Source organism: Bacteroides sp. B1-V-101, assembly GCF_023656585.1.
Lineage (GTDB): Bacteria > Bacteroidota > Bacteroidia > Bacteroidales > Bacteroidaceae > Bacteroides > Bacteroides thetaiotaomicron.
In genome coordinates this window covers 108,705-124,198 of record NZ_JAMOKH010000013.1, presented here as the reverse complement: position 1 = coordinate 124,198, position 15,494 = coordinate 108,705, and the positions used below count along the sequence as shown (strand labels likewise).

At 45.9% G+C, this 15,494-nt stretch carries 13 protein-coding genes and 1 pseudogene; 11 read left to right on the top strand and 3 right to left on the bottom strand.

Annotated elements, in window-relative coordinates; all coding sequences use genetic code 11:
- Positions 1–53: 53 nt before the first annotated feature.
- The 3 genes from NBH01_RS12380 to mtgA all read left to right on the top strand — a co-directional run bounded on the left by NBH01_RS12380 (position 54) and on the right by mtgA (position 2,995).
- Entirely contained in the window at positions 54–1,409 is a 1,356-nt protein-coding gene (locus NBH01_RS12380; protein ID WP_225680410.1) for an MATE family efflux transporter, read from the top strand.
- A gap of 145 nt (positions 1,410–1,554) precedes the next feature.
- Positions 1,555–2,271 (top strand): YiaD family glycine zipper/OmpA-like lipoprotein, encoded by a 717-nt coding sequence (locus tag NBH01_RS12375; RefSeq protein ID WP_008765906.1) that lies wholly within the window; start codon positions 1,555–1,557, stop codon positions 2,269–2,271.
- Positions 2,249–2,995: a monofunctional biosynthetic peptidoglycan transglycosylase gene (mtgA, locus tag NBH01_RS12370; RefSeq protein WP_008763443.1), complete on the top strand. Its 747-nt coding sequence runs from the start codon at positions 2,249–2,251 to the stop codon at positions 2,993–2,995. Before NBH01_RS12375 ends, mtgA begins: the two co-directional genes overlap by 23 nt.
- Before the next feature lie 87 nt (positions 2,996–3,082).
- Here mtgA and NBH01_RS12365 read toward each other — a convergent pair whose 3' ends face one another.
- Entirely contained in the window at positions 3,083–4,858 is a 1,776-nt protein-coding gene (locus NBH01_RS12365; RefSeq protein WP_072067049.1) for a hydroxymethylglutaryl-CoA lyase-like TIM-barrel protein, read from the bottom strand.
- 209 nt (positions 4,859–5,067) lie between these two features.
- Positions 5,068–5,571, bottom strand: a complete 504-nt coding sequence (locus tag NBH01_RS12360) for an RNA polymerase sigma factor (protein WP_008763441.1) — start codon at positions 5,569–5,571, stop codon at positions 5,068–5,070.
- Between the two features lie 242 nt (positions 5,572–5,813).
- Between NBH01_RS12360 and NBH01_RS12355 the strand changes: the two genes are divergently transcribed.
- The 3 genes and pseudogenes from NBH01_RS12355 to NBH01_RS12345 all read left to right on the top strand — a co-directional run bounded on the left by NBH01_RS12355 (position 5,814) and on the right by NBH01_RS12345 (position 7,941).
- On the top strand, positions 5,814–6,374 hold the full coding sequence (locus NBH01_RS12355) for a LemA family protein (protein WP_008763440.1): 561 nt from the start codon (positions 5,814–5,816) through the stop codon (positions 6,372–6,374).
- Positions 6,375–6,386: 12 nt separating this feature from the next.
- Positions 6,387–7,351, top strand: a pseudogene (locus NBH01_RS12350) (M48 family metallopeptidase).
- 95 nt (positions 7,352–7,446) lie between these two features.
- The gene (locus tag NBH01_RS12345; protein ID WP_008765910.1) at positions 7,447–7,941 is read left to right on the top strand and encodes a DUF4251 domain-containing protein; all 495 of its coding nucleotides are present in this window, start codon (positions 7,447–7,449) and stop codon (positions 7,939–7,941) included.
- A gap of 5 nt (positions 7,942–7,946) precedes the next feature.
- On the opposite strand, the gene NBH01_RS12340 is transcribed toward NBH01_RS12345, so the two are convergent.
- On the bottom strand, positions 7,947–8,576 hold the full coding sequence (locus NBH01_RS12340) for a trimeric intracellular cation channel family protein (RefSeq protein ID WP_008765911.1): 630 nt from the start codon (positions 8,574–8,576) through the stop codon (positions 7,947–7,949).
- Positions 8,577–8,658: 82 nt separating this feature from the next.
- On the opposite strand from NBH01_RS12340, the gene wecB reads away from it, so the two are divergent.
- The 5 genes from wecB to NBH01_RS12315 all read left to right on the top strand — a co-directional run bounded on the left by wecB (position 8,659) and on the right by NBH01_RS12315 (position 15,398).
- Positions 8,659–9,744 (top strand): non-hydrolyzing UDP-N-acetylglucosamine 2-epimerase, encoded by a 1,086-nt coding sequence (wecB, locus tag NBH01_RS12335; protein WP_016267769.1) that lies wholly within the window; start codon positions 8,659–8,661, stop codon positions 9,742–9,744.
- A 415-nt stretch (positions 9,745–10,159) separates the two neighbouring features.
- Complete coding sequence (locus NBH01_RS12330) at positions 10,160–12,736, top strand: DUF5686 and carboxypeptidase-like regulatory domain-containing protein (RefSeq protein ID WP_250700128.1); 2,577 nt, start codon at positions 10,160–10,162, stop codon at positions 12,734–12,736.
- A 4-nt stretch (positions 12,737–12,740) separates the two neighbouring features.
- A complete protein-coding gene (locus NBH01_RS12325) occupies positions 12,741–14,009 on the top strand; it encodes a replication-associated recombination protein A (RefSeq protein WP_008765915.1) in 1,269 nt (422 codons plus the stop codon).
- Between the two features lie 36 nt (positions 14,010–14,045).
- On the top strand, positions 14,046–14,408 hold the full coding sequence (locus NBH01_RS12320; protein ID WP_011107654.1) for a four helix bundle protein: 363 nt from the start codon (positions 14,046–14,048) through the stop codon (positions 14,406–14,408).
- Positions 14,409–14,441: 33 nt separating this feature from the next.
- Positions 14,442–15,398 (top strand): D-2-hydroxyacid dehydrogenase, encoded by a 957-nt coding sequence (locus tag NBH01_RS12315; RefSeq protein WP_022471065.1) that lies wholly within the window; start codon positions 14,442–14,444, stop codon positions 15,396–15,398.
- The last annotated feature ends 96 nt before the right edge of the window (positions 15,399–15,494 follow it).

Here is a 15,494-nt window from a genome sequence, read left to right as displayed (position 1 = left end):
GAAGATAGTAATTTTATGTATCTTTGCGCCTCCTTTTAAATAGAAAAAATGATATGCAAGGAATTAAGAATCTGACACACGGCCCTATCAACCGCCAACTTTTCAATCTGGCGATGCCTATCATGGCAACGTCGTTTATACAGATGGCATACAGCCTCACAGATATGGCATGGGTGGGACGACTGGGCAGTGAGGCAGTAGCCGCCATCGGTTCGGTAGGAATCCTGACGTGGATGTCCGGTTCTATCTCCTTATTAAATAAGGTAGGGTCCGAAGTCAGCGTAGGCCAATCCATCGGTGCGCAGAATCAGGAAGATGCCCGCCAGTTCGCTTCACACAATATCACGATTGCTCTGATCATTTCGATCTGCTGGGGCGGACTGCTGTTCATGTTCGCAAGCCCCATTATCCGCATCTATGAACTAGAAGAGCACATCACAGCCAATGCCATCGAATACCTGCGGATTATTTCCACCGCATTGCCGTTCATATTCCTGTCCGCTGCCTTCACAGGTATCTATAATGCAGCGGGACGAAGCAAAATTCCATTCTATATCAGTGGGATGGGACTGATTATGAATATCATTCTCGACCCTCTGTTTATCTTCGGCTTCGGACTGGGAACAAACGGTGCCGCCTACGCTACATGGCTCTCGCAGGCAACGGTTTTCGCCATCTTCATCTATCAGCTGCGTTTCCGCAAAGACGCCCTGCTCGGCGGTTTCCCCTTCTTCTCCCGACTGAAGAAGAAGTACACGCGGCGTATTCTGAAACTAGGCCTGCCCGTAGCTACCCTAAACACACTGTTCGCCTTCGTCAATATGTTCCTCTGCCGTACCGCATCCGAACAGGGCGGACACATCGGGCTGATGACTTTCACCACCGGCGGACAGATAGAAGCCATCACCTGGAATACCTCCCAAGGTTTCTCCACCGCACTCAGCGCCTTTATTGCCCAGAACTTCGCCGCCGGACGAATAGAACGGGTACTGAAAGCCTGGCACACCACCCTATGGATGACGGGAATCTTCGGAACGTTCTGCACGCTGCTGTTTGTCTTTTACGGCAATGAGGTCTTTTCGATCTTTGTCCCCGAACAGGCGGCTTACGAAGCCGGAGGTGTATTTCTGCGTATCGACGGATATTCGCAGCTGTTTATGATGCTCGAAATCACAATGCAGGGAGTGTTCTACGGCATCGGGCGTACCGTGCCTCCTGCCATTGTCAGCATTGTATGCAACTATATGCGTATTCCGCTTGCCATCCTGTTTGTACGGATGGGCATGGGAGTAGAAGGTATCTGGTGGGCAGTATGCGTCACAACGATTGCCAAAGGGCTGATTCTCTTGGGATGGTTCACCATGATCAGGAAAAAATGCTTAAATCTGCCTTCCGTGTCAACAAGGTAGCCGTGTCGTTTGTTATTTTACATATACAAAGATCATCCGGAGTTATTTTAACCTAAAAAGTATGACCTTGGCAAATAATATGTATCTTTGCGTTGTTAATTTATTAAAGTATTATTTTATAAACCTATTTAAAAAACATTGCATTATGAACAAGATGAAATGGATGGTTCTCTTCATGAGTATAACCATGATATTCAGTGGCTGCGCAAGCATGAACAATACGGGCAAAGGTGCCGCAATCGGCGGTGGTTCGGGTGCTGCATTGGGTGCTATCCTCGGCGGTGTTATCGGTAAAGGCAAGGGTGCTGCCATCGGTGCGGCTATCGGTACTGCAGTAGGTGCAGGAACAGGTGCCCTTATCGGAAAGAAGATGGATAAAGCGGCAGCAGAAGCAAAACAAATTGAAGGCGCACAAGTAGAGCAGATAACTGACAACAACGGATTGCAGGCAGTAAAAGTTACATTCGATTCAGGTATTCTTTTCACTACCGGTAATGCAACTCTGAGTGCTGCTGCCAAGTCTGCATTGAGCAAGTTCGCCAACAACGTACTCAACCAGAACAGAGACATGGACGTATCCATCTACGGATATACCGACAATCAGGGCTGGAGAAACAGTACTGCCGAACAAAGCCGTCAGAAAAATCTGAACTTGTCACAGGAACGTGCACAGAGTGTAGCCAGCTACCTGTTAAACTGCGGCGTTTCTTCCAACCAGATTAAAGGTGTGCAGGGAATGGGCGAAAGCGATCCTATCGCCAGCAACGACACAGCTGCCGGAAGAGAACAGAATCGTCGTGTAGAAGTTTACATGTACGCAAGTGAACAGATGATTAAAGATGCACAGGCCGCTTCCAATTAAAAAAATATTGCGTTATGCGCGCAACCTGCTGATTTTCTTCTTTGCATCTACCATTCTGGCTGTGATCGTCTACCGCTTTATGCCGGTGTATGTCACTCCGCTGATGGTCATCCGAAGTGTACAGCAGCTTGCGTCAGGAGATAAACCCACGTGGAAACACACGTGGGTTTCTTTTGATAAAATATCTCCTCACCTGCCGATGGCGGTCATCGCCTCCGAAGACAACCGCTTTGCCGAACACAACGGATTCGACTTCATCGAAATAGAGAAAGCGATGAAGGAGAACGAAAAACGGAAACGGAAGCGCGGAGCAAGTACCATCAGTCAGCAGACAGCCAAGAATGTGTTCCTATGGCCGCAATCGTCTTGGATACGCAAAGGTTTCGAAGTTTATTTCACCTTTCTGATAGAGTTGTTCTGGTCGAAAGAACGGATTATGGAGGTATATCTCAACTCCATCGAAATGGGAAAAGGGATTTATGGCGCACAGGCTGCCGCAAAGTATAAATTCAACACAACAGCTGCCAAGTTGAGCTCAGGACAGTGCGCACTGATTGCCGCTACGCTCCCTAACCCGATACGGTTTAACTCTGCAAAGCCTTCGGCTTACCTATTGAAACGACAAAAACAGATATTGCGATTAATGAATCTGGTTCCTAAGTTTCCGCCTGTAGAGAAAAAGGCGGTCGATAAGAAAGACACCAGGAAGAAGAAAAAGAAATAAAGCAATCCCTTTATCACAGTCTATTTCATCAAGAAACAAGACAAGGATAAAGGGATTACTTTTTTCTGTTATTATTTGAGATACAGACTATGCCGGTTCCTCACACCTCTCGATATACGCCAATGGTTCGCCTTTATCTACCAATGCTCCCTGCTTGGCACATACCTCGATCACACGACCGCTAAAATTCGCCAACACCTTATCATATGTATGCCAAGGAGTAGCAATATAACAAAACACATCGTCCGGACCATATTTATGTCCCACTTCGGGCGGCATAGAAGGCGATTCCACATCGATCTCCCAAATGATCTGCCCTTTCTCCATTGCCGTCACCGGTTCGGCTTTGGCACGTTTCATCCGTTTCACTTCTTCTTCGGAGAATCCCTGTTTTGCCAATGCGGCATCTTTGGCACGCTGCAAATCATCTTCGAAACGTTTCTTGGCAATACCCGATTTATAATCCCGATATTGGCGGTCGTGCATTGCCAGTTCGAAAAGTTCTTCATCATCCTGTCCGAAATCCCAGCTTTTTTCTGTCATTTCCTTACGATACTCGTCCAGTTGATCCGGATAGTTCTTCTGCGGGTCTTCGTCCGTAAATTCGTATCCTTTTTCTTTTGCCAATGCGATAATCTCCGGAGCAAGTGCACCGGGCAAACGACCACTCTTACCTAGAATCATATCCCAGGTATGGTTGTCGATCATCGTCCAACGCTCCTCTCCCTTGATCAGAGACATCACATTCATCAATGCCACATTCTTCACATATTGGCTGAACGGAGTCACTAATGGAGGATAGCCGAGTTTCGGCCACACATATTCCACTTCGTCAAACAGCATCACGAGCAAATCGTCGATGCTCAGTTCCGGTTCGTTCTTACCTCTCAATATCAGATTGATGCCGGAATGCACTCCTTTCAGATCGGCCATCATAGAACCCATCATACCTCCGGGAAGTCCGCATTTCAAGAGCAAAGAAGACATATGCTTGTTGGTAGGGTCCATAAAATAACCCAGAAAATCGTCAATGAACTCCTGTGTCATGGCACGGGCTTTCATGTAGGCTTTCATATTAATCTCCGGTACCTGAAATCCCGCGTCTTTCAGCATAGCCTGCACAGAGATAACGTCCGGATGAACTTTCCCCCACGAAATCGGCTCCATTGCAACATCAATAATATCCGCGCCATTCTCACAAACTTCGAGGATAGAAGCCATCGAAAGTCCCGGTCCGCTATGTCCGTGATACTGGATGATGATTTCGGGATGCCGTTCCTTGATTGCTTTCGTCAGACGTCCCAGCATTTCGGGGCGACCGACACCTGCCATATCTTTCAGACAGATTTCCGGTGCTCCGGCCTCTATCAGACGCTCGGCGATAGCGGTATAATATTCTACGGTATGTACGGGCGAGAACGTAATACATAACGTTGCCTGCGGAATCATCCCCGCTTCAAGGGCATAATGAATGGAAGGAATAATATTTCTGACTTCATTCAAGCCGCAAAAGATACGGGTGATGTCCACTCCCTGCGCATGTTTTACTTTATACATTAACCGGCGCACATCTGCCGGAACGGGATACATTCGAAGACCATTCAGACCACGGTCGAGCATATGAGTTTGTATGCCGGCTTCGTGGAAAGGTTTCGTGAAAGCCCGGACGGCTTTGTTCGGGTTCTCGCCATACAGTAGGTTGACTTGTTCGAACGCGCCTCCGTTGGTTTCTACACGGGAGAAACAACCCATTTCGATAATTAACGGAGCAATTCTTACTAACTGATCGGCACGCGGTTGATACTTGCCGGACGACTGCCACATATCCCGATAAACGAGACTGAATTTGATTTCCTTTTTCATTGTCGTAAATAGATGAGATTTATATTACTTAGGTTAACTAGTTGATACAAATATACTGAGTTCTCTGACATAATAACAAATACAGAGAGAATAAGTTGGGGTATAAAGACATGTTTAATATCATATTGTCACAAAATCAAAGGAGCAAGCGAGTTTTTACCCGTTGCTCCTTACCAGAATTAATTGTTTGACTAATGTGCTATCCCTATTTATACAAAATCTTTCAACTCTTGTTGCAAACGTTGGCGTGTGAAGAATATGCGGCTCTTCACCGTTCCGAGGGGTAGGTCCAGCTTCTCAGCGATCTCACGGTATTTAAAACCGGATACGTGCATTGAAAATGGTACTTTATATTCCTTCGGCAGCGCGTTGACGATGCGGTGCATCTCTTTTAAGTCATAAGCGCCTTCCGTACTTTCAAATCCTGAGTCTTGGGGGAGATTCAAATGATACAGATTGTCGGTCTGATCTACGAATGTCTGGTCACGTACTATTTTACGGTAGTTATTAATAAAGATGTTACGCATGATTGTGTACATCCATCCTTTAAAATTTGTATCGGGAACATATTTTTCCTCGTTATCCAAGGCCTTTAATGATGTTTCTTGCAATAAATCATTTGCTTCTTCACGATTGGCAGTTAATTTATAAGCAAAACGAAGCAACTCTTCCTGAACTCCAATTAAATCTTTTCTGAAACTTAAACTTTTCATACTTTAAGGGTTTTACGGTTAATATTTCGTTTCTTTCTTGACGTTTGCAAGTTTAAAGGTATTTTATGAGTCGAACAGGGGGAAATTCGTCATTTCTTAGGGGGTGAAACTGTCAAATGATAGATTTTAGGTGCTTTTTGATAGTTTTTAGGTGGTTTAGGACGTTTTTTATTCTCTTCTTCTTGCTTGGCAATACAAAATAACTTACTTTTGGGTAGTATTATTAACTTAAAGTAAAGGACATGACTATACTTATTATCGTAGGAATAATCGTACTGTTGGGAATCATTTTTGCTTCCATGTACAACTCATTGGTGAGACTGAGAAATAACCGTGAAAATGCTTTTGCAGACATCGATGTGCAGCTGAAACAGCGCCACGACCTTATTCCACAACTGGTGGATACCGTGAAAGGATATGCCGCACACGAAAAAGATACCCTCGAACGGGTGATTCAGGCACGTAACGGTGCAGTCAGCGCCAAGACAATCGACGAAAAGATAGCAGCAGAGAATCAATTATCTTCCGCTTTATCGGGATTGAAAATCACGTTGGAGGCTTATCCGGACCTGAAAGCAAACCAGAATTTCCTGCAACTGCAAGAAGAAGTATCCGATGTAGAGAATAAATTGGCTGCTGTACGCCGTTACTTTAACTCGGCCACGAAGGAATATAATAATGCGGTTCAGACATTCCCGTCCAATATCATAGCAGGTATGGCAGGTTTCCGCAGAGAAATCATGTTCGACCTGGGTACCAACGAACGTGCGAATCTGGAACAAGCACCGAAGATCAGTTTCTAAAAACGAGCACGTATGCAGTACGTCGGAATCCAAACACAGCAGAGCCGGAACAACCGGCGCTCTGTTCTTCTGTTATTTCTATTTCCCTGCCTGGTAGCAGCATTGCTTTATCTGGCCTGTTATCTGTTGGTCGCCTTTGGGCACGGTGAGAGCATGGAAGTAAGTGTCCTGGAATTGGCTAATCCTCTTTTCATCAATGCCCTCCCCTATACGATGGGTGTCGTATTGATTTGGTTCCTGATAGCTTTCTGGGCGAATACGAGTATCATCAAAGCCGCCACAGGTGCCAAACCTCTCGATCGCAGAGAAAACAAACGTGTCTACAATCTGGTCGAGAACCTCTGCATGGCAAACGGAATGAAGGCTCCGAAAATCAATATCATCGACGACGATTCATTGAACGCTTTTGCCAGCGGTATCAACGACCGCACCTATACGGTCACTCTCTCTCGAAAGGGATTATTCAGAAGTTGAACGACGAAGAACTGGAAGCAGTCATCGCCCACGAACTGACTCACATCCGCAACAGGGATGTGCGCCTGCTGATCGTCTCGATTGTATTTGTCGGAATCTTCTCGATGCTGACGCAAATCACTTTCTATACTATTACGCACACGCGCATACGTAGCAACGGAAAAAACGGTGGAGGAGCTATCCTTATCATACTGATTGCTTTAGTAATAGCGGCTGTCGGTTACTTCTTTGCCAGTCTGATGCGCTTCGCCATTTCACGGAAGCGTGAATATATGGCGGATGCCGGTTCGGCGGAGATGACAAAGAATCCGTTGGCATTGGCAAGTGCCCTGCGCAAAATTTCCGATGATCCGGATATAGAAGCGGTAAAACGTGGGGATGTGGCGCAATTATTCATTCAGAATCCGGGCGACCAGTCGAAAAGTGCCCTCAGCGGACTTAGCGGCCTCTTTGCCACGCATCCCCCTATCGAGAAACGAATCTCCATTCTGGAACAGTTCTAAGGATTTCTGTTTAATTTTCATTAAAGAAAGCAGGGGGACTCCTTATTTTTAGTATATTTGAGTGTTATACATATATACACTAAACTGTAACTGATATGAAAACAAGAAAACAAATCCTTATGCTACTGCTGGTTATGCTAGCAGGAATCCCGACTCTTTCGGCACAGACCAAGAAGGAGAAGAAGGAACAGAAGAAAGAAGCTGTCAGACAGCTGATCGTATCAGAAGACTACAAGATAGACGTCAACACTGCTATGCCCATGCGCGGACGTTCTATACCTCTGACTTCACAATACTCACTGCAAATCAGAAATGATTCGGTATTCTCTTACCTCCCCTATTACGGACGTGCTTACAGCGTTCCTTACGGCGGAGGAAGCGGGCTGATATTCAACGCTCCCCTCAAAGAATACACGATGGATATGGATAAGAAGGGAAACGCCGTTATCAAATTCTCCGCACGAAGTCCGGAAGACTTCTTTGAGTTCAGGGCGAAAGTGTTCCCCGACGGCACCACCAGCATCGATGTCACGATGCAGAACCGTCAGGCAATCAGCTACCGGGGAGAAGTGGATCTGGACAAGAAATAAAATCTTCAAGAATCGCCGTCAGTCTCTTCACTACCTTTTAATATAGGAAGGCAAATGTGGTATTTCACGGCAAGGATGCGTGTAACAAATACCGCCGATCCGCCAACGAGCTGACAGACATAAGATTCCATCCCTGCGGCATCGCACAGCCAGTAAGCGATGCCGCCTACTACACACGCCATCGCATAGATTTCTTTTCGGAAAATCAAGGGGATCTCATTGATAAAGACATCACGAATCACACCTCCTGCGGCACCTGTGATACTACCCATGATGATGGCTACCCAAAAAGGATAGCCCAAAGCGATACTTTTCCCCACACCGACCACCGTAAACAAAGCCAGTCCGATGGTATCGAATATAAAAAAGGTATTATTCAGACGGATTAGCCAGCGACCGAAGCAAATCACCCAGATCAAGGCAAGTCCCGTACAGATCAAATAGATAGGGTTCGTCATCCATCCGGGCGTCACATCCAGCAGTACATCACGGATGGTACCGCCACCGATAGCGGTAGCAAGACCTACGACATAGGCTCCGAACCAGTCGAAACGCTTTGCTGAAGCCAGCCGGATACCACTAATAGCAAAGGCAAATGTGCCTATAAAATCAAGAATTTGAACGAATGTCGGCATATATTTGTTATTTTGTATGCAAAGTAACGAATAAATTCCGTAAGAAAATGTACTTTTGCTACACGAATTAGATAGAAACAATATGAAAATAACAATTGTTGCCGGGGCACGCCCCAATTTCATGAAAATAGCCCCTATCACACGCGCCATCGAAGCCGCAAGAGGGCTGGGTAAAAGCATCTCCTACCGTTTGGTGTACACAGGCAGACGGGACGATACAAGTCTGGATGCTTCCCTGTTTTCGGATCTCGACATGAAAGCTCCCGATGTCTACCTTGGAGTGGAAAGCAGTAACCCCACCAGTCTGGCAGCCGGAATCATGATCGCCTTCGAACAGGAGCTGACGGAGAATCCGGCACACGTCGTCCTGGTAGTGGATGATCTGACAGCAACCATGAGTTGCGCCATCGTAGCCAAGAAACAAGGAATCAAGGTAGCCCATCTGGTAGCCGGCACACGTTCCTTCGACATGAAGATGCCGAAGGAAGTAAACCGGATGATTACCGACGGAGTATCCGATTATCTGTTTACTGCCGGCATGGTGGCCAACCGAAATCTGAATCAGACAGGCACGGAAAGTGAAAATGTATATTACGTCGGCAACATTTTGGTAGATACCGTCCGCTTCAACCGGAACCGGCTGCTCAAACCGGTATGGTTCTCCGTACTGGGACTTCAGGAGGGTAATTATCTCCTGCTCACCCTCAACCGACGTGTACTGCTCAACAACAAAGAGAACCTGCGGAAGTTGATGCAAACGATGATCGAAAAAGCTGCCGGTATGCCTATCGTAGCGCCCATGCACACTTACGTGCGCAATGCAATCAAAGACCTCGGCATAGAAGCCCCGAACCTTCATATCATGCCTCCGCAGAATTATCTTTTCTTCGGATATCTGATCAATAAAGCCAAAGGAATCATCACGGACTCCGGCAATGTAGCCGAAGAAGCTACGTTCCTCGGCATCCCCTGTATCACGCTCAACACGTATGCCGAACATCCGGAAACGTGGCGCGTGGGAACGAATGAACTGGTCGGCGAAGATCCGGCAGCACTCGCTCAGGCTATGGATACGCTGATGAAAGGTGAATGGAAGAAAGGCGAACTCCCCGAACGCTGGGACGGACGAACAGCCGAACGAATCGTACAAATATTAACAAGTAAATAACCGGAGTGGTTGAGCCGGACTCGATGATCAACGAGCCGGCTTAATAGCCAGACAGAAGTAGCCGACCACTATCAGGTTCGACAAGTGTTTCAGAAAGTTTCACGCCGAGGAAACCAAAGTTTCAAGGCGTAGAAACCAGAGTTTCAAGCAGTGGGAACTAGAGTTTCAAGGCATGAAACTTTTTGTTTCAACCGTTGAAACAGATTTTGGAACTACGGAAAAGAATCGGAGCATGCCGGTTCGCAAGATGTGGCATACGTTGAAAAGGGAAGTATAAAAAGACAAAAACAATCTGCCTCCTTCCATTGTTGAATGATATAAGCTTGTAAATAACAAAAAACGATGGGTAAAAAAAGTTATATACTCTATTTTACTCAGACTTATTTGTTAACTTTGCAGCCCTACTACGAACGTTATGATACAACGATATAACAAAATACTGATACTGCTCTTAGTCGTATTTGCAGTTTCAAATGCTTTTGCGCAGCAAATAAAGGGGGTTGTAACTGATTCAGTCACTCATGAACCACTAATGTATATCTCTGTCTATTATCAAGACAAGAGAGAAATGGGTACTGTCACCAATATTGACGGAGAATATAAACTCGACGCACGAAGAAACGGAGGAACGCTCGTTTTCTCTTCCATCGGATATGTCACCAAAACCGTTAAAGTAGGCTCCGGAAATCAGACCGTCAATGTCAAACTCTCCCCGGACGATGTAATGCTCACCGAAGTAGTCGTAAAACCACAGAAAGAAAAATACTCCCGCAAGAATAATCCGGCAGTCGAATTCATGAAGAAAGTGATCGAACACAAAAAAGCACAAGTGCTCGAAGTGAACGATTACTACCAGTACGACAAGTACGAGAAAATGAAAATGTCTATCAACGACCTGACTCCGGAGAAACTGGAAAAGGGTATCTACAAGAAATACTCATTCCTCAAAGATCAGGTGGAAGTGTCGGAGACGACCAACAAACTGATTCTCCCTATCTCCGTACAGGAAACGGCCTCACAAACCATTTTCCGGAAAGATCCCGAAAGCAAAAAGACCATTATCAAAGGAAAGAACTCCAATGGTATCGAAGAGTTTTTCTCCACAGGAGACATGCTGGGGACTGTTCTGAAGGATGTTTTTGCCGACATCAACATTTATGATGATGACATCCGGCTGCTCCAACAGCGATTCGTAAGCCCTATCGGCAACAATGCCATCTCGTTCTATAAATACTACCTGATGGATACGCTGATGGTGGACAAGCGCGAATGCGTACATCTGACGTTCGTACCGCAGAACTCACAGGATTTCGGATTTACAGGCCATCTTTATGTGCTGAAAGATTCGACCTATGCCGTTCAGAAGTGTACGATGAACCTGCCTAAAAAGAGTGGCGTCAACTTTGTCAACCGCATGGACATCGTGCAGCAGTACGAGCAGCTTCCCAACGGGAACTGGGTATTGGCGGATGACGACATGACGGTAGACCTTTCATGGAGTTCCAACAAAACCTCAGGAGGGTTACAGGTAGAACGAACGACTAAATACAGCAATTATAAATTTGATCCGATAGAACAGCGGTTGTTCCGTTTGAAAGGTCCTGTGATCAAGGAGGCCGACATGCTTTCGAAGAGTGACGAATACTGGGCGAGTGTACGCCAGGTGCCGTTGACCAGAAAGGAAAGCAATATGGATGTATTCGTCAACCGTCTGGAACAGATTCCGGGATTCAAATATATCATCTTCGGTGCGAAAGCATTGATCGAGAACTTTGTGGAAACAGGCAGCAAAGGCCATAAGAGCAAAGTGGATATCGGTCCTATCAACACCATGATTTCAAGCAACTACATCGACGGAACCCGTTTCCGCCTGAGTGGTATGACTACTGCCCATTTTGACAAGCATTGGTTCCTGAGCGGATACGGAGCTTATGGTCTGAAAGACGAAAAGTGGAAATATAGCGGAACGCTGACTTATTCTTTCAACAAACGAGATTATGTAGTATGGGAGTTTCCCAAACATTTTATATCTGCAACGTACAGTTATGATGTAATGTCGCCGATGGACAAGTTCCTGTTTACGGACAAAGACAACATCTTCCTTTCGATGAAAACGACAACGGTAGACCAGATGTCATATATGCGTGATGCTACCATCAACTACGAACTCGAAACGCTGACGGGATTCGGAGTGAAAGCCATGCTCCGCCATCGAAATGACGAGCCTACCGGAAAACTGGAATATCTGCGGAATGACGCTGCACAAACCCGTGTGCATGACATCACGACTTCCGAAGCGAGTGTGACACTGCGTTATGCTCCGGGAGAATCTTTCGTCAACTCCAAGCAGCGCCGTGTTCCGGTGTCGCTGGATGCTCCTATCTTCACGCTGACTCATGCCATGGGCTTCAAAGGCGTGCTGGGCGGAGAATACAACTTCAACCGCACGGAAGCAAGCATCTGGAAACGTTTCTGGCTTCCCGCTTCGTGGGGAAAGATAGACTGTAGCGTAAAAGCAGGGGCAGAATGGAATGTCGTACCTTTCCCGCTATTGATTCTGCCGGAAGCCAACTTGTCATATATCACTCAACGTGAGACATTTTCCCTGATCAACAATATGGAATTCCTGAACGACCGGTATGCGTCCATGTCACTTTCTTATGACATGAACGGAAAGTTGTTCAACCGCATCCCGCTGATCAAGAATCTGAAATGGAGAGAAATGTTCCGTATCCGCGCATTGTGGGGGACATTGACCGACAAGAACAATCCATTCAAGAGCAGCAACCCCGACCTCGTCCGTTTCCCGACACGCGACGGTAAATTCACCAGTTTCGTGATGGACCCGAAGGTGCCGTATATCGAAGGAAGTATAGGTATCTACAACATTTTCAAGTTGCTGCACGTTGAATATGTACATCGTTTCACCTACCGTGACAATCCGGGTATCAACAAGAACGGTATTCGTTTCATGGTATTAATGGTATTCTAAAACTATGCAACCTTTAGCAGAACGGTTACGACCAAAGACATTGGATGATTATATCGGTCAGAAACATTTAGTTGGACCGGGGGCTATCCTGCGTAAGATGATTGATGCGGGACGTATTTCTTCGTTTATCCTCTGGGGACCTCCCGGAGTGGGAAAAACCACATTGGCACAGATTATCGCCAATAAACTGGAAACTCCGTTTTATACGCTGAGTGCCGTGACTTCAGGTGTCAAAGATGTGCGCGAAGTGATAGAGCGTGCCAAGAGCAACCGCTTTTTCTCGCAATCCAGTCCGATCTTATTTATCGATGAAATCCATCGTTTCAGCAAGTCGCAACAGGATTCTTTGTTGGGAGCTGTGGAAAACGGTACGGTGACGCTGATAGGCGCAACGACCGAGAATCCATCATTCGAAGTGATCCGCCCTCTCCTCTCCCGTTGCCAGCTTTATGTGCTCAAATCTTTGGAAAAGGAAGATTTGCTCGAACTTCTGCAACGTGCCATCACCACCGACACCATACTGAAAGAACGGAAAATCGAACTCAAAGAAACGACAGCCATGCTGCGCTTCTCCGGCGGAGACGCCCGTAAACTGCTCAATATACTTGAACTTGTAGTGGAATCGGACACAGAGGAAACGGTTGTCATCACCGATGACATGGTGACCGAACGCCTGCAACAGAATCCGTTGGCATACGACAAGGACGGAGAAATGCATTATGACATCATTTCCGCTTTTATCAAGTCTATCCGTGGCAGTGATCCGGACGGGGCCATTTACTGGCTCGCCCGCATGGTAGAAGGTGGTGAAGACCCTGCTTTCATCGCGCGGAGACTCGTTATCTCTGCTGCCGAAGATATAGGTCTGGCCAATCCGAACGCATTGCTGCTAGCGAATGCCTGCTTTGAAACTCTGATGAAAATCGGTTGGCCCGAAGGACGTATCCCTTTGGCGGAAACAACAATCTATCTGGCAACGAGTCCCAAAAGCAATTCGGCATACAGTGCCATTAACGACGCATTAGAACTGGTACGTTCCACTGGAAACTTGCCTGTGCCTCTGCACTTGCGCAATGCTCCCACCAAGCTGATGAAACAACTGGGATATGGACAGGAATACAAGTACGCCCACAGCTACGAAGGCAACTTCGTGAAGCAACAATTCTTGCCGGACGAGCTGAAAGAAAAACGAATATGGCAACCTCAGAACAATGCCGCCGAACAGAAGCATGCAGAACGGATGCAGCAGTTATGGGGAGAAAGGTTCAAATAAGTATTAGGTATTAAGTATTAGGTATTAGCCGTAGCCGTGAAAGAAAATTTATTAAAAGAGAAGTCTACCAAATTTGCAATTCGAATAATTAATCTATATAAGTATTTAAGAGATTGCAAGAAAGAAACAATTCTATCAAAACAGATATTACGTAGTGGAACTTCTATCGGTGCTAATATTAGAGAAGCTATTTATGCAGAATCACATCTTGACTTTATACACAAATACTCTATTTCTCAAAAGGAATGTTCTGAAACAGAATATTGGCTATATTTACTTCAGCAAACAGAATATATAAGCGATGAACAATATGAATCTATTAATACTGACTGCCTGGAAATACTTAAATTACTGACAGCAACAATTGTAAAACTAAAGAACAATGGGAACATCCCATAACACTTAATACTTATAACTTAATACTTAAATATAATGAAAATAGTAGTTTTAGACGGCTTTGCCGCCAATCCCGGTGATTTATCATGGGAAGGTTTGAAAGCTCTCGGAGAATGTACCATTTATGACCGTACTGCCCCCGAAGAAGTATTGGAACGCGCAGCCGGAGCTGAAGTGATTCTGACGAATAAAGTAATCATCAACGCCGATCACATGGCTGCCCTGCCCGAACTGAAGTATATCGGTGTGCTTGCTACGGGATACAATGTAGTGGATACGGCAGCAGCCAAAGAACGTGGTATTATTGTAACTAATATCCCTGCATATAGTACAGCTTCCGTTGCACAAATGGTATTTGCGCACATTCTTAATATCTGTCAGCAGGTACAGCATCATTCGGAAGAAGTCCACAAAGGTCGTTGGACCAATAACAAGGATTTCTGTTTTTGGGATACTCCGTTGATAGAATTGCGGGATAAGAAAATCGGTCTTGTCGGATTGGGAAATACAGGATATACTACTGCTCGCGTTGCCATCGGTTTCGGTATGCAGGTATATGCTTTAACTTCAAAGTCTCACTTCCAGTTGCCACCGGAAATCAAGAAGATGGATTTGGATCAGTTGTTCAGCGAATGTGATATTATCAGTCTGCACTGCCCGCTCACTCCGGAAACTCACGAATTGGTGAACGCACGCCGTCTTGCTCTGATGAAGCCGAATGCTATTTTAATTAATACAGGTCGTGGCCCATTGGTTAACGAACAAGATCTTGCAGATGCACTGAACAGTGGCAAGATTTATGCTGCCGGAGTAGATGTACTTTCTTCGGAACCTCCTCGTGCCGACAATCCGTTGCTGACTGCAAAGAACTGCTACATTACTCCGCATATCGCGTGGGCAAGCACAGAAGCTCGTGAGCGTCTGATGAATATTGCCATTAGCAATCTACAGGCTTATATCTCCGGAACACCGGAAAATGTAGTGAATAAATAGGATTACCAAGAGAGTAGCTAAGCCTAAGAGAATATGTCGAAGTCCTCATAGATTAAAGATCATCCTCGCTACAACTATCTGTGGCGAGGATGATTT

Coding starts and splice junctions, on each gene's coding strand:
- NBH01_RS12315 (WP_022471065.1), top strand. CDS start 14,442: ATGAAAATAGTAGTTTTAGACGGCTTTGCCGCCAATCCCGGTGATTTA.
- NBH01_RS12375 (WP_008765906.1), top strand. CDS start 1,555: ATGAACAAGATGAAATGGATGGTTCTCTTCATGAGTATAACCATGATA.
- NBH01_RS12340 (WP_008765911.1), bottom strand. CDS start 8,576: ATGCCGACATTCGTTCAAATTCTTGATTTTATAGGCACATTTGCCTTT.
- NBH01_RS12330 (WP_250700128.1), top strand. CDS start 10,160: ATGATACAACGATATAACAAAATACTGATACTGCTCTTAGTCGTATTT.
- NBH01_RS12325 (WP_008765915.1), top strand. CDS start 12,741: ATGCAACCTTTAGCAGAACGGTTACGACCAAAGACATTGGATGATTAT.
- NBH01_RS12355 (WP_008763440.1), top strand. CDS start 5,814: ATGACTATACTTATTATCGTAGGAATAATCGTACTGTTGGGAATCATT.
- NBH01_RS12365 (WP_072067049.1), bottom strand. CDS start 4,858: ATGAAAAAGGAAATCAAATTCAGTCTCGTTTATCGGGATATGTGGCAG.
- wecB (WP_016267769.1), top strand. CDS start 8,659: ATGAAAATAACAATTGTTGCCGGGGCACGCCCCAATTTCATGAAAATA.
- NBH01_RS12380 (WP_225680410.1), top strand. CDS start 54: ATGCAAGGAATTAAGAATCTGACACACGGCCCTATCAACCGCCAACTT.
- mtgA (WP_008763443.1), top strand. CDS start 2,249: ATGCACAGGCCGCTTCCAATTAAAAAAATATTGCGTTATGCGCGCAAC.
- NBH01_RS12360 (WP_008763441.1), bottom strand. CDS start 5,571: ATGAAAAGTTTAAGTTTCAGAAAAGATTTAATTGGAGTTCAGGAAGAG.
- NBH01_RS12345 (WP_008765910.1), top strand. CDS start 7,447: ATGAAAACAAGAAAACAAATCCTTATGCTACTGCTGGTTATGCTAGCA.